11 protein-coding genes are annotated in these 14,102 nt (G+C 65.1%); 4 read left to right on the top strand and 7 right to left on the bottom strand.

From position 1 onward, the window contains the following. Positions 1-114: 114 nt before the first annotated feature. Genes NKI10_RS27685 through NKI10_RS27675 form a run of 3 tightly spaced genes read right to left on the bottom strand, consistent with a single transcriptional unit; the run spans position 115 to position 3,886 of the window. Positions 115-2,415 carry a xanthine dehydrogenase family protein molybdopterin-binding subunit gene (locus tag NKI10_RS27685; RefSeq protein ID WP_352862402.1) on the bottom strand — a complete coding sequence of 767 codons (2,301 nt, stop codon included), beginning with the start codon at positions 2,413-2,415 and terminating at the stop codon, positions 115-117. After that, positions 2,412-3,395: an FAD binding domain-containing protein gene (locus NKI10_RS27680; protein ID WP_352862401.1), complete on the bottom strand. Its 984-nt coding sequence runs from the start codon at positions 3,393-3,395 to the stop codon at positions 2,412-2,414. Before NKI10_RS27680 ends, NKI10_RS27685 begins: the two co-directional genes overlap by 4 nt. After that, the gene (locus NKI10_RS27675) at positions 3,392-3,886 is read right to left on the bottom strand and encodes a (2Fe-2S)-binding protein (RefSeq protein WP_023831071.1); all 495 of its coding nucleotides are present in this window, start codon (positions 3,884-3,886) and stop codon (positions 3,392-3,394) included. The genes NKI10_RS27680 and NKI10_RS27675 overlap by 4 nt, the downstream gene beginning before the upstream one ends. Before the next feature lie 460 nt (positions 3,887-4,346). Between NKI10_RS27675 and NKI10_RS27670 the strand changes: the two genes are divergently transcribed. Beyond that, entirely contained in the window at positions 4,347-4,964 is a 618-nt protein-coding gene (locus NKI10_RS27670) for a TetR/AcrR family transcriptional regulator (RefSeq protein WP_023712508.1), read from the top strand. 9 nt (positions 4,965-4,973) lie between these two features. Here the strand turns inward: NKI10_RS27670 and NKI10_RS27665 are convergent, their stop codons facing one another. Further along, a complete protein-coding gene (locus NKI10_RS27665) occupies positions 4,974-7,070 on the bottom strand; it encodes an alpha/beta fold hydrolase (protein ID WP_352862400.1) in 2,097 nt (698 codons plus the stop codon). A 134-nt stretch (positions 7,071-7,204) separates the two neighbouring features. Here NKI10_RS27665 and NKI10_RS27660 point away from each other — a divergent pair, with 134 nt between their 5' ends. Further along, complete coding sequence (locus NKI10_RS27660; RefSeq protein ID WP_023672522.1) at positions 7,205-7,567, top strand: hypothetical protein; 363 nt, start codon at positions 7,205-7,207, stop codon at positions 7,565-7,567. A 24-nt stretch (positions 7,568-7,591) separates the two neighbouring features. On the opposite strand, the gene NKI10_RS27655 is transcribed toward NKI10_RS27660, so the two are convergent. The 3 genes from NKI10_RS27655 to NKI10_RS27645 form a co-directional block, all read right to left on the bottom strand. Next, entirely contained in the window at positions 7,592-7,897 is a 306-nt protein-coding gene (locus NKI10_RS27655; protein ID WP_023703064.1) for a hypothetical protein, read from the bottom strand. Between the two features lie 14 nt (positions 7,898-7,911). Next, positions 7,912-10,461 carry a caspase family protein gene (locus NKI10_RS27650; RefSeq protein WP_352862399.1) on the bottom strand — a complete coding sequence of 850 codons (2,550 nt, stop codon included), beginning with the start codon at positions 10,459-10,461 and terminating at the stop codon, positions 7,912-7,914. 242 nt (positions 10,462-10,703) lie between these two features. Next, positions 10,704-11,939, bottom strand: a complete 1,236-nt coding sequence (locus NKI10_RS27645) for an ROK family protein (RefSeq protein ID WP_352862398.1) — start codon at positions 11,937-11,939, stop codon at positions 10,704-10,706. Positions 11,940-12,105: 166 nt separating this feature from the next. On the opposite strand from NKI10_RS27645, the gene NKI10_RS27640 reads away from it, so the two are divergent. Continuing rightward, a complete protein-coding gene (locus NKI10_RS27640; RefSeq protein WP_352862397.1) occupies positions 12,106-12,762 on the top strand; it encodes an SGNH/GDSL hydrolase family protein in 657 nt (218 codons plus the stop codon). A gap of 370 nt (positions 12,763-13,132) precedes the next feature. Then, a complete protein-coding gene (locus NKI10_RS27635; RefSeq protein WP_352862396.1) occupies positions 13,133-14,065 on the top strand; it encodes a sugar ABC transporter substrate-binding protein in 933 nt (310 codons plus the stop codon). Positions 14,066-14,102 lie beyond the last annotated feature (37 nt).

Here is a 14,102-nt window from a genome sequence, read left to right as displayed (position 1 = left end):
GTCATCAACAAGCGATTCGTGTGTCATCGCAGTGTAGAATCACACCCGATTCCGCAGGGCAATACCTATCTTAGCGCCTATGCCCTCAAGGGGGGAGATTACGCACGCCGCTTCCTAGATCAACTTCTCCAGCGTGATCGGCAAATCCCGCACTCTTTTTCCCGTCGCATGGAACACCGCATTGGCGATCGCTGGCGCTACGCCGACGATGGCCAGTTCGCCGACACCCTTGCCGCCGAGCACCGAAGAGTGCAGGTCGGGAATGCCGACCGAGATGACCTCGATATCGGGGATGTCGGCATTGGTCGGCGCCAGATAGTCGCCGAGATTGTTGTTGACGATGCGGCCATGCCTGCGGTCGACAATGCCTTCTTCCAGCAGCGCCTGGCCGATGCCCATGATGATGCCGCCCTTCCACTGGCTTTCGGCCAGCTTGGGGTTGTAGAGCCGGCCCGAATCCAGCGCCGATACCACGCGCGACACGCGCACCGTGCCGAAATCCTCGTCGACGCGCACCTCGATGAAATGCGCGCACCAGGAGTGGCGCGAGTAATCGCCCTCGGTGTGCGGCAGTGCCGCCGCGATGGTGGTGTAGTTCTTGTAGCGATCCTCGGCGGTCGAGTTCGCCGGCATGGTGTCGCCGGTGGCCTCGATGCGGTCGCGGCCGACGCTGGCCAGCAGTTCGGCAATCGAGACATCGGGACCGTCGCCGCGCGGCGACCTGATGCGGCCATTGGCGATGACCAGCGTGTTGGCCTGCAGCGCGTGGAAGGGCGAGCGCGAATCGCTGATCGCCAGACCAACCAGCTGGTCGAGTGCCGATGTCGCTGCCTTGTAGACCGCGCCCGTCATCACGCCGGCCAGCCGCGACCCGCCGGCCACGCCGGCGCGGGGATACCGGGAATCACCGAGCTTCACCACGACATGGTCGGCCGCCACGCCTACCGTTTCGGCCGCTGTCTGCGCCAGGATCGTGTAGGTGCCCTGGCCCATGTCGATCGAGGAGCTTTCGACCTCGACCGAGCCGTTGGCAAGGATACGCACGATGGCCTCGCCGTAAGCGCGCCGTACCGGATAGGTGCCGGCGGCGACGCCCCAGCCGATCAGCTGGTTGCCGTCGCGCATCGAACGCGGTTTGGGCGTGCGCTGGGCCCAGCCGAAGCGTTCGGCGCCAGCCGCGAAAGCCTCGCGCAACTGCCGCGTCGACCAAGCCTTTTTTGCGTGCGGATCCTGCTCGGCGTAATTCCTCAGCCGGATCTCCAGCGGATCGATGCCGACCTCGTAGGCGAGCTCGTCAATGGCGCTTTCGATGCCGAAGGCGCTAGGGTTTTCGCCCGGCGCGCGCATGGCGCCAGGCACCACCGAATTCACCCGCACGACATTCTGCTTCGAGGAGAAGTTGGGCGTCGCATACATGATCGAGGTGACCACGCCCAAAGGCTCGACCCACATGCCGTCGATCGACGTTTCATTGACGCCGCGATGCACGATCGACTGGATTTTTCCGTCACGGTCGGCGCCGATCGTCACCGTCTGGCGGGTCGCGGCGCGGCCGCCATAGCCGGTAAAAGTCTGCGGCCGAGTCATGACCACCCTCACGGGCCGTCCCAGCATCTTGGCTGCGGCAGCCGCTACCGCGCCGTGGCCGAGCGCCAGCGCCTTGGAGCCGAAGCCGCCACCGATATAGGGCGAGACCAGCCGTACATTTTCGAACGGCACGCCGAACCATTCGGCATAGGTGCGGGCCATGCCGTCGAGCCACTGGCTCGGTTCCCACACGGTCAGCCGGTCGCCCTCCCAGCGGGCGATGAGGCCATGCGGCTCCATCGGCGCCTGGTATTCGCGCGGCGTGTTATAGGCGCCGCAGACGCGCACCGGGGCAGCGGCGAAAGCGGCCTGCGCATCGCCCCATTCCTTGGTCATGGCGGCGATCGGAATGCCGTCGCCCGCCTTGGCGTCGCTGAGGTCGACGATGGCCGGCGTCTCGTCATAGCTGACCTTGACCAGGGCTGCGGCCGCAACGGCCTGCTCGAAGGTCTCCGCGATGACCGCGGCGACATGCTGGCCCGAAAAGGTGATATCGCGCGCCAGCGGGCAGTAGGGCTTGTCCGGCGGCGGTGTGCCGAACCAGTCCGATGCAGTCTTCAGCGGCATGATGGTGTCCGGCGTCAGCACCTTGAGCACACCAGGTGCCGCCTCGGCGGCTGACGTGTCGATCGAGCGCACCTTGCCTGACGCGATCGTGCTTTCGACCAGAACGCCGTAGGTTAGCCCGTCGAGCTGCTGCTCGACGGCGTATTTTGCCGCACCGGTAATCTTGGCCGGGCCGTCGACGCGCGACAGCCGCCCGCCAACCTGATCGGCAGTGCCGTCCGAAGCGTCGCCGTGCCGTGTCCTCGGGTCGTGAATGGTCATGACATGGCTCCCGTCTTGAGGATGGCGCGGGCAACGACGCGCGGCGCCAGTTCGATCTTGTAGTGGTTGGCGCCGTGGTCGATCGCCCCTTCCATGGCGAGCAAGCTGGCTGCCCGCACGCTGTCTTCGCTGAGCACCTTGCCCTTCAACGCCGCTTCCACGGCGTGCGCCCGCCACGGCTTCGTCGCGACGCCGCCCAGCGCGACGCGCAGGTCGCGAATGGTGCGGCCATCGGCTTCGAAGTCGATGCCGACTGCGGCGCTTGCAGCGGCGAACTCATAGGACTGCCGGTCGCGAACCTTGAGATAGGTCGACTGCCGGGCGGCGACTGAAGCCGGGATGCTGATGGCCGTGATCATCTCGCCCGGTTGCATGGCATGTTCCCTGTCGGGCGTGGCGCCGGGCAGGAGAAAGAAGTCGTCGACGGCAACCTGGCGTTCGCCAAGATGAACCACGGCGTCGAAGGCGACCAGCGCGGTGGCGAGGTCACCGGGATACATGGCGATGCAGGCGTCGCTGGTGCCGAGCACGGCATGGCCGCGGGTGACGCCGCCGATCGCCGAGCAGCCGCTGCCGGGCGAGCGCTTGTTGCAGGCGGAAAAATTCGCGGGATCGCGGAAATAGGGGCAGCGCGTGCGCTGCATCAGATTGCCGCCGATGGTCGCCATGTTGCGCAGTTGCGCGGAAGCCGCCTGCCACAGCGCTTCGGAGACCGCGGGAAAGCGGCTCTTGATCTCGGCATGGTCGGCGACGTGGCTCATCTTGGCCAGCGCGCCGATCATGGCACTGTTAGCGTCGACCTTGATGGCGTCGAGCCCTGTGAGATGGGTGATGTCGACCAGGCTGTCGGGTTCGGCCACGCCGCATTTCGCGAGATCGACCAGCGTCGTGCCACCGGCAAGCAGCATGGCCCCAGGCAGGGCGGCTGCCTGTCGTGCCGCATCGATACTATCGGCGCGAACGTAGGAAAAATCCCTCATGACGCGACCTCCAGTGCCGCCTGGCGCACGGCGGCAACGATGTGCGGATAGGCGCCGCAGCGGCACAGATTGCCGGCCATGTATTCGCGGATCTCGTCATCCGAGCCGGCATGGCCCTCGCGGATGCAGGCGACCGCCGACATGATCTGTCCCGGCGTGCAGTAGCCGCACTGGAAAGCATCCTGGTCGAGGAAAGCTGCCTGAACCGCGTTGAGCGTGCCGTCATCGCGGGCCAATCCTTCGATGGTGGTGATCTCGCGGCCTTCGACCTGTGCTGCAAGCGTCAGGCAGGACAGCACGCGCTGGCCGTCGACATGCACCGTGCAGGCGCCGCACTGGCCCTGGTCGCAACCCTTCTTGGTGCCGGTCAGGTCGAGGCGATCACGCAATGCATCGAGCAGCGTGACGCGCGGCTCGACCTGCAGTTCGTGACTGTGTCCGTTGATGGTGAGACGGATTGGGATAGTGGTGGATTTGGTTTGGTCGGTCATGGGCGTCTGGCTCCAGTTGCTTGACGCTAGGGGATTGAAATGGCGTCCGAGTGGGAGAGGAAAAGGGAAGAGGCGACGGTGCGCCTAATCTCGCCCCTTGTGGGGGAGATGCCCAGCAGGGCAGAGGGGGGCGCGAAGGAATGCGACGTTCCCGATTTACATGCGTCGAAATAGACCTTTTCCAAGCGGGTGTTGGTCAGGCCTCGATAGGCTGGCGGGACAGCGCCCCCCTCTGTCCTGCCGGACATCTCCCCCACGAGGGGGGAGATTGACAGCTCTGCCGCCCCGACTCTCCAGCCGGCAGGGGATGCTTCAGTCTTCACAATCTCAACACGTGACATACCGGCTCCCCTGATTATATGATGAGGCTGCTCCACTAAAACGGAGGCGCCTCCGTTTATCCAATTGGGGGCTTACCCCTTTGGGTTCAAGCCCCCATATATCGACAGTGGAGAAAAAATTGACCGAGCAGTCGCAAGCAATTGCCGACGAGAAGCGCGAAGCCGCAGCGCCAAGGCCGCTGCGCGCCGATGCGCAGCGCAACCGCGACCGGCTGGTCGAGGTCGCGGCAGCGGCCTTTGCCGAGCACGGCGTCGATGCCTCGCTGGAGGAGATCGCGCGCCAGGCGGGCGTCGGTATCGGCACGCTCTACCGGCATTTTCCAACCCGAGAGCATCTGGTCGAAGTGGTCTATCGGCGTGAAGTCGAGGCGCTCTGCGCGGCTGCCGATGACCTCGCCAGCCACCATTCGGCCGATGTGGCGCTGGAGCAATGGATGCAGCGCTTCGTCGACTACATCGCCACCAAGCGCGGCCTGGCGGCCAGCCTGCGCATCCTGTTCAACACGAATTCCGCCGTGTTCTCCGACATGTCGGGCCGGGTGTCGCTGGCCTTGCGGCAACTGGTCGAGGCGGCGGTGGCCGAAGGCTCGATCCGCAGCGACGTCGACGCCTCCGATGTGCTGCACGCACTCGGCGGCATCTACTCGGCCCCCGACACCAAGGACTGGCGCGACCGCTCGCGCCGGCTGGTCAAGCTGCTGATGGACGGGCTGCGGTTCGGGGCAGGGAAGAGGTGACCTAGCGGCTCAAGCCGAACCATCGACCGCATAGAACCGAAACGCGCCGGGCAGCCCGCTTGCCGCCATTTCGCCACGCTCCTCGAACCGCAGGCCGGAGCCGACCACGAGATCGCGCACCGTCCTTGATGCGATGATTTCGCCCGGCCGCGCATGGTCAAGCAGACGCGATGACAGTTCGATCGCCGCGCCTGAAAATTGATGGCCCCGCTGCTCGCACTCGCCGATATGCACCGCCGAGCGGACCTCGACACCGGATTGCCGCAAGCGATCGCGGATGGCGATCGCGCACTGGATCGACCGCGTTGGCCGCTGGAACACCGCGAGCACCTTGCCGTCCGATCGGCTGATCTCTCTGCCTTCGGCCGCGAGGAGTTCGCCACGGAGCGCTTCGGCGTGCCGCTCGGCCGGGTCGATGCCGAAAGGCGAGCCCGTCATATCGAGGGACAGCACCGACACAAGCAGCCGTTCGCCTGGGGCCGCCGGCAAGGCGCCGGTGACGAAAGCCTGGATCTCGTCGACGATCCGATCGGAATTCTCGCCCCAGATGACGTGGTCGCGGCCGGCGAACTCAATGTATCGGGCGCCCTCGATGTGCGTCGCCAGGTAACGTCCTTCTTCCCGCTTCACCCAGCCGTCGCCAGTCGTCTGCATGATCAGTGTCGGAACATGGACAGCAGGCAGAATGTCGCGAACATCGATTTCGGCTCCCCAGCGCCACAGGGCGATCGCGTCGGCGGGCGAGGCAGAATTCCTGAGATAGGCGGCGAACCATTCTGTCTCGAACGTGTCGCTCATCAGACTGGGCGCCGCGTTGCTCATATCCGCCGCCGCTCCCCATTCTTTCACGACGATCGCCAGATCCTCTTCCACCTGCTCGCTTGTCTTCGCCCACGGATAGTCTTGTGACCACCTGCCGCGGGCGTAGGCCCCATTGAGCACGAGTGCCGCTGTGCGCTCGGGATAGGTCGCCGCGAACAGCATGCACATCGGGCCGCCCTCGGAGCTGCCGAAAAGCACCGTGCGCTTCGAGCCAACCGCATCCAGCACTGCCCGCACATCTTCCATCCGCTCTTCCAGGGTCGGCAGACCGACATTGCGGTCCGAGAGCCCGGTGCCGCGCTTGTCCATGCGGATTAGGCGCGAGAAAGTGCCGAGCCGCCGGTGCACATGCGAAAGCCGCGGCGAGCCCCAGGCGTGGTCGAGGTTGGAGACCCATCCCGGCACATGGATCAGGTCGACCGGACCGTCGCCGGTCACCTGATACGCGATGTTGATCCCGGCCGATTTGACATAGTGGGTCGGGGGGGCTGCGAGTTCGTGGCTGAAGCCGGTAGCGTCATCCGCATCAGTCGTGGGTGGCCGTGCCGGCGCCATTGTGCGGCGTGTGCGCAGCGTCTCGAACAATTGCCGCGTCTCCGGCTCCGGCTGCAGCTTGAGATCGCGTAGAAGCGCGGTGCGGCAGTGCTCATATTGCTTCAGCGCGAGATTGGTCCTGCCTTGCGCCGCATAGGCGCGCATCAGGGCACGGTGGACATCCTCCCTCAACGGGTCCATGGCCAGCAGGCGCGCCGCCGCGCGCACGCATGCGGCAGGATCGTTCGTCGCGGCATAATGCGCGACGAGCCTGTCGAGCGCCGCGACGGCCAGTGCCCGCAGCCGCTCGCGTTCGATCCTCAGCCAGTCCTCGAATGGCTCCTCCTTCAGGCCGAAGCCGTCGAGCAGGTCGCCGCGGTAGACATTGAGCGCCAGTTCGAGGTCTTCGGGTGCCGGGCTGGCGACCAGCGCCTCGAACCGCGCGACGTCGAAATCAAGGCCGTCGAGATGCAGAGCGACGCTGTTGCCATCGGTGAGGAAGCGGCCGCCGCCGCACGTCTGCATGGCCTTCCTGACAGACGATACCGCTTGCCGCAGGCTCATTCGCGCCTGCGCCTCGCTGTTGATGCCCCAGAGCAGGGTCGCCAGCTTCTCGCGCGACTGCGAATGCCCCGACTGCAGCGCGAGATAGGCGACCATCGCACGCGCCTTGCGGCTGATGGCTGGAACCGTGGCCCCGACGCCACCAAAGTCGAAACCACCCAGCAGGTGAAGATAAGGTCCGGTCATCGGATCCGCCACGGTCACAGCGCGACGACGATCCGCTCAAGCTCGGTCCATTTCAACACTTATTCCGCCGCCGAGGCGCTTTTCACGATTCCATCACGCAGGTTCCCACGCGTTGCTCACGGCGCTTGAGGAGATTGTTCGCACTGGATCTCTTTTCGCAGGAGGATACCGTGCATCACCCTGGCCCGACCGAGTGGCCCATCTGGCATGACGACCCCGGGCGCGACCGGCAGGAGCTTGGCGCACCATCGCGTCACGATATTGCGCTGGCCCGCTATCTCGAAACACAACAGGCCCATCGGGCATTGGCGGCTCGCAGACTCGATCCGGCGGCGGTCGTGGCCTCTGCACTGGCAGCGTTCGTCCGCTGCCTTTTCCGTGCAGCGCTGCGCCGAATTGTCCGCTGGCCAACCGATGCCGCGACAGGGATGGACGATTTCGGCTTGACGTTGTCCAAGGCTCATGCGGAATTTAGCAAGACCCTTTGGGGCCGCTGAGTGCAGCGCCCTTGGTCGACGATCTCATCCCCAACCGCCGCCGCCGCCGCCAGCCCCACCGCCGCCTCCGCTGCCGCCGAGAGAAGGAATCACGGGCGGCTTTTGCGGGATCTCCTCGGCCGGCTTGATCACTTTGCCGGTGGCCGCCTTCTTGTATCTGACCACCTTTGGCTGAGGTGCTACGCGAACCACTTTGCGATGGTTCACCGGCGGCGCCGGCTCAAACATCGGCGACACCGAGGTGCAGCCCATGAGCCCGGCCAGAACGCCGGATAGAATTATCCCGATGAATGCCTGCCCGAATGTCTGCTTGAATGCCTTGCCCACCATGGCCTCCTTATTGTTCAGAACAAATCCCGACGCGGATTGGCTTCTTCCCAGACCCCCCGGGCCGCATTGACCAGTTGCGTGTCCAGCGAACCGGACGCGGGAATCTTCGACTTGAGCTCTCGACGCAGGGCGTCCAAAGCTGCCGTTTTCGGCTTGGTGCCGAACTGCGCCAGGCCCTTTTTGGCGTCCGGCAGCTCCTTGCGCAGATCGAGCGCGACGGCGAATGCCAGGAAGCGCACCGCGACAGCCTGATCGGCCTTGTCGCCTTTCGCCATTTCAAGCGCCGCGCGATCATAGGCGCTCGACGGATCGCCGCGCGTGGTCGCCAGTTCGAACAGCCTTTGCGCTTCCGCCGGGTCCTGGCGCACACCGGCGCCATCCCTGTACATGCGGGCGAGGCTGCCGGGCGCGTAGGGCTGGCCAAGATCGGTGGCCTGCTGGAACAGGGCCTGCGCCGTCTTCGGATCCTTGTCGATGCCCTGGCCGGCGAGGTAATTGCGGCCGAGCAGGTTCATCGAATACATGTCTTGGCGCTGCACCCCCGCTTGCAGGAAGGCGACGGCGCGGGCCGGATCGGCAGGCACGCCATTGCGGCCCTCGGTGAAGATGGCGGCAAGATCGTTCATGGCATAGGTGTGCCCCATGGCCGCCGCCTTGAGCAGCAGGTCGAGGCCCTTGGCCGTATCGCGGTTGACGCCATAGCCATTGAACAGCGCGCGTCCCCACGAGGTCATGCCGTAAGGATCACCCTTGTCGGCGGCAGCCTTGTAGAGAGCGTTGGCCTGGGTGCGGTCTATGGTCGTTCCGGTTCCGGTTGCGTTGAGATAGCCGAGTTCGAAGACGGCGCGCACATGGCCTTTCTTGGCGGCGTCCTCGATGGCTGACCTGGCCTCGCCGACCCTGCCTGCCGCAAGCAGGGCGCGGCCGAGCTCGTAGTGGAAGCGGGCGACGTCTGGATAGGTTTTCACGGCCGCCTCGCAGGCTGCCACCGCACCGGCGCCGATCTCGTTCGGCAGCAGGCCGGGCACCACGCCTTGCAGGTCGAGAGGCTCGCCGGCGGCGGTGTCGCAAGCCTCGACCGTCGGCGACAGTTTCATCGTCGCCGGCTTGGCCGAGCTGCTGTCGGCCCGGATTTCGAAGCCGACCTCGACCGGCGCGCCGGCGCCGATCTGCGGCTCGTAACGGAGATGGTCGACTTCACCGGCCAGAAGGCTGGATTGCGGCGACAAGGTTCGATCAGGCAATGACAGCGTTCCCGTTGCCGGATACCCCGTGACCTTCAGGCTGACCGCCGGATCGTCGGTGGGGAAATCCAGATTGAGCGCGACCGGGCCGACGCCGACGGGAATATCAAGCTTGCGGTTCTCGATCGCTTCGGCAGCGCCGGTGATGTGGATGCCGCGATCCAGCACCTGCTGCTTCTGCTCGGCCTCGAGCGAAGCCATGATCTGCTGACCCGCCGCACCTTCGCCGCTCTTGACGCGGAACACGAGTATGCCCTGGCTCCCGCCGCCCCAATTGTCATGCGTGGCATAGGCCAGCATATCCACCTCGTCCTGCGTGGCGGCGCCTTTGGGGACATCCATTTGCAGGCGCGGCAGGTCCTTGCCGGCGATCGGTTCGCCCACCGCGACGTCTTTGCCGTCCAGCACCAGACGGCCCATTGCCGGCGGACGTTCGATGCTGACGCTGATAGCGCCGCCATCGACATCGACCGGCTCCGGCAGGCCGAGAGCGACAGGACCGACCCCCGAGAGCACTACCTTCTCCAGCACTGGCGGCAGCGAAGGCCGGTTGTTGCGGCGCACCAGCACCACGTCGTCGATCAGCGAGGAATTTTCCCAGGGCACCTGCATGCCGTTGGTGGCCTGCACGACATCGCGGCGCACCGCCGACATGACCGTGCGGATCTCCTGGTTCGGCGCCAGCGCGCGCCGCGAAAACGCCGATGAAAACGGGCTGAGGTCGCTGCTGCCGTCATAGGCGACCGCGCCTGGTTCGGTGGCGAAGGCAATCAGCGTGTTGAGCGAGCTTCGCACCTGCGCCAGCCCGGTATTGCCGGCGGTGACAAGCTGGTCGCGCAGCCAGTAATTGTTGCGCGGGAAGGGGTTGTTGCGGCAGGCATCGAGGATGATCACCTGGATCTTCGACTTCGAGCGCAGCTGCTCCAGCACGTCGTTGAGCTTGATGGCCTGGACCTCGATATCGGCCGCCTTCTTCAACGAGGCGTCGACGGGTATCAGGAAATTCTCGCCGCCGATCTGAAAGCCGTGCCCGGAATAGTAGACGACGGCGAGATCGGCGCCGTCGGCGGCGGCCAGATAGTCCCGGAACTGGCCTTCGAACTGCTGCTTGGTGAGGTTCTCGGCGACGAAAACCTCGAAGCCGGCCAGCCGGAACGTGGCCGATACGTCCTGGGCATCCTTGGCCGGGTTCTTCAGCGCCGGGATGTCGCGATAATCGGAATTGCCGATGACGAGCGCGACCCTTCGATCGGCGCAGGCCTCGAAGCTTGTGAAGCCGGCAAGGATGAAGGCCGCGATGAATCCGCAAAGTCGGAGCATGACAAAACTCCTGGTCGCGGCCTGACGCCGACGAGAACACCGCTTGCGGCATCAAGGTCCGTTGAGAGTATGCAACCTGCCACAGCATAAAGTGAAAGGCCCGTCACCGCCAGACCATGGCAGGCGATTTCTTTCGGCGTCGACCGACCGCAGGGTGCAAGTAGCACGCGCTTCACGAGCAGGTATGTGACAAGTCTCACAGTTCGCTGTTTGGGGAATGCCTGGTGCCGGCGGCTGCGCGCCTATTCCTTGAAGAGCAGTTCCTTGTCGTTCGAATATTTCACCAGCAACGGAATGCTGGCGCCGCCGATAACGGGGCCGAGATGGCCAAACGTCCCCTCGATGACGGAGAACGGCTCGGGGCGATCGACAAGGATCCGTGCCAGCTTTCTGCGCATGGCCTTGGCGATCTCCTTGCGCACGCCATTCGGTATGGCGCCGTCGATCACCACATTGTCGATGTCGAGCAAGGCAACGGCACTGCGGGCGGCATAGGCAAGCCCGTCCGAAACCTCATCGATCCACGCGGTGAGCGGCTCTCCAAGGTCGCCCCAGTCGTCGGGCGACGACCAGATGCGGCCGGCGCCCTCGTCCCCATTGTCCTGGTCGTTGAGCTTGCCGGCCAGCGAATGCAGCGAAGCGACGCGCAGCAACGGGGTCATCCGGTCGCCCTTGCGCCCCGGCGCGGGCACCGGCATGTCGCCCAGCGCCCCGGCCAGCTTGTTGCGGCCGGGGAACAAGTGATGATCGAGCACCAGGCCGCCGCCGATGAAGTGCCCGACATAGGCGTAGAGAAAGTCGGCGCGGGATCCGCCGGCGCCAAACATCAGTTCGGCCGCGGCCGACACCGTGGCGTCGTTGTAGAGGAACACCGGCCAGTCGAACGCCCGGTCCAGTTCGGCGCGAATGTCGATTTCCTTCCAGGCATCCAGCCTGCTCGCCGGCACCGCGCCCTCTTCGCTCAGGTTCCACTGATGGAATGGCGAGGCGATGCCAAGACCCGCGATGCGGTCTTTCTCTATCGATTTGTGCTTGCGGCACATGCGCGCGATGGCGCCCCTGGCGAATTTCATCACCTCGACGGGCGTCGGATAGTCGAACAGCGTGCGTTCGAACGCGATCACGTCGCCGACGAAATTGACCAGCGCGACATCGGCGCTGCGATGGTCGACCTTGAGGCCGAAGGCATAGGCGGCTTTCGGGTTCAACGCAAAGGGAACCGAGGGTTGCCCCAGCCGTCCGCGCAAAGGCTCCAGGCGCAGCAGCAGCTTGTTGTCGGCGGCGCGGTTGACGATGGTGGTGATGGTTTGCGCGGCCAGCCCGGTCAGCCGCGTCAAATCGGTCTTTGCCAGCTGGCCGTGCCGGCGGATCAGCGAGACGATCAGGCGTTCGTTGTAGACGCGGCTCTCGGCCTGCGTGGTTCCGCCGCTGCGGCCTTCGGCGATCTTTTCGAGACTGAAGAAGCTGGTGCCGGTCACGCTTTCCCCTGCGCAAGGAGGTTGGCCGCAAGGCGAGCCGATCAAAGCGCTGACGTAGCAATGCGGGCACGGCAAGGCAACACTTAAATCCACCCGATGGAAAAATGTAGTTGACGCCGGCCGGCCTGCTGTCGTTCAAAGTATGCAAGCCTGGAGGAGCAATGCCGTGACGCAGACCCGGACAATCATGTGCTTTGGCGATTCCAATACCTATGGCGCCATTCCCACCCTGGCCCGCGTCGGACGGCGCCGCTTCACGCCCGACCGGCGCTGGCCGGGCATCATGCGCCGCCAGCTCGGCAGCGGATGGGATGTGATCGAAGAAGGGCAGGGCGGGCGCACCACCGTGCACGACGATCCGATCGAAGGTCTCCACAAGAACGGGCTCAAATCGCTCCCGGTGTGCCTGGAAACGCATATGCCGCTCGACCTCGTCATCCTGATGCTCGGCACCAACGATCTCAAGCATAGGTTCTCGGTAACGCCGAACGACTTCGCTGATTCCGTTGAGATTTTGGCCAGAATTGTCCTGCGCAGCGAAGCTGGCCCTGCGGGCGTGGCGCCCGCGGTCCTGATTGTTGCGCCGCCGCAGATGCTGGAGGTCGACTGGTTCGGCCAGATGTTCCTGGGCGGCGCCGCAAAGTCGATGCACTTTGCCGGCCTGTTCCGCGATGCGGCCCGGCGCGCCGGCGCCGCCTTCTTCAACGCCGGCGACGTCGTCGAATCGAGCGCGGTAGACGGCATTCACCTCGACAGCGACGCGCATCGCGTGCTCGGCACGGAATTGGCCAAAGCCGTCCAGTCGCTGATCGGCAAGGCGTGATCGCGTGGGCGAGCCACCCGACCATCTCTGATTAAATAATTCCACTGGAAAAACTTTTGACTTGCGAGCGGGAAGGTGGGTATCTGGGGAGACTGGAAAGAGTAGCGACCGCGAGGCATGCGATGCGCGGCAACAATCAACGACAGGGAGGAAGTGAAATGCGATCTGACAGAAACATGATGCTGGCGACGCTGCTCGGCGTTGCCGGTGTGCTCGCGGGCGGTACGTCCTGGCAAGCGCGCAGGACGGTCCGGCCGGGCTCACAAAGCCGGCGGTATTTGCGCCGTTCGACCCGAAGGCGCCGGCCTGCAGCCCACCGCCCGGCCTGAGCAAGGTGCTGGCCTTCGCGCAGGACAACGAGCGTGAATTCATGCAGGGTGTCGATCGCGGCCTGGCCGCCGCCGCCAAGGATCGCGGCCTGGAATATCGCCGCGCGCTTGCCAACAATGACGCAGCCAAGGGGGTCGAGCAGGTGCAATTGTTTCTCGCCTCCAAGGTCGGCGGTCTGGTCGCAGCCCCCGTGGACCCGGCCTCGATGAGCCGCAGCCTGCAGGAGCTTATCTGGTCGGGCGCCTATGTCGGCACCATCGTGCCGCCGCCCGCCACGTCGCTGCTCAACGCGCCGCAATATGAGACCGGCAAGGTGCTGGCCGAAGCGGCCGCGGCCTACATAAAGGACAAGCTCGGCGGCAAGGCCAATGTCGTCATCCTGTCGCATGACAGCATGGAATTCCTGGCGCCGCGCTTTGCCGCCATGCGCGACATCTTCAAGGCCATGCCAGGCGTCACCATCGTCGCCGACATCTCGCCCAATCCCGTCAACAAGGAAGGCGGCTTTGCCACGATGAGCACCATTCTCCAGGCCCATCCCGACGTCGATGTCGTGCTCGGCGCCGACACCGTCGTGCTCGGCGCGCTGGCTGCGCTGGAAGCGGCGGGCAAGGCGCGGCCGGACCAGTTCCTTGGCGGCATCGACGGCGAGCCGGAGGCGGTCGCCGCGATCAAGAAAGGCGGCGGTCCCTACAAGGCAAGCATCAGCCTGGCGTCGCCGGTCTTCGCTTATGCCATGGGCCAGCACGCGGCCGACTGGCTGGAGGGCAAGAGCATCCCGCAGGCGATGGATATCCTGCCGGTGGCGCTGACCAGCGACTACATGGCCCAGTACGAGGCCGACGTCGCCGACCCGGCCGCGGTCTACAAGGACCCGAAGCGCCGCGACATCTATCTCAGGATGTACGGCAACATCTGCTACGACACGCGCGACCAGTATGTGAATTTCCCCTGGTCATCCGAGGCAAAGTAGCGCCTGTTTTTCCCGCGCGATACGGGCGGGTCAGCCT

This window comes from Mesorhizobium sp. M0802, assembly GCF_040320115.1.
In the GTDB taxonomy this organism is placed as follows: Bacteria; Pseudomonadota; Alphaproteobacteria; order Rhizobiales; family Rhizobiaceae; genus Mesorhizobium.
This window is presented reverse-complemented; position numbering and strand designations above follow the sequence as displayed.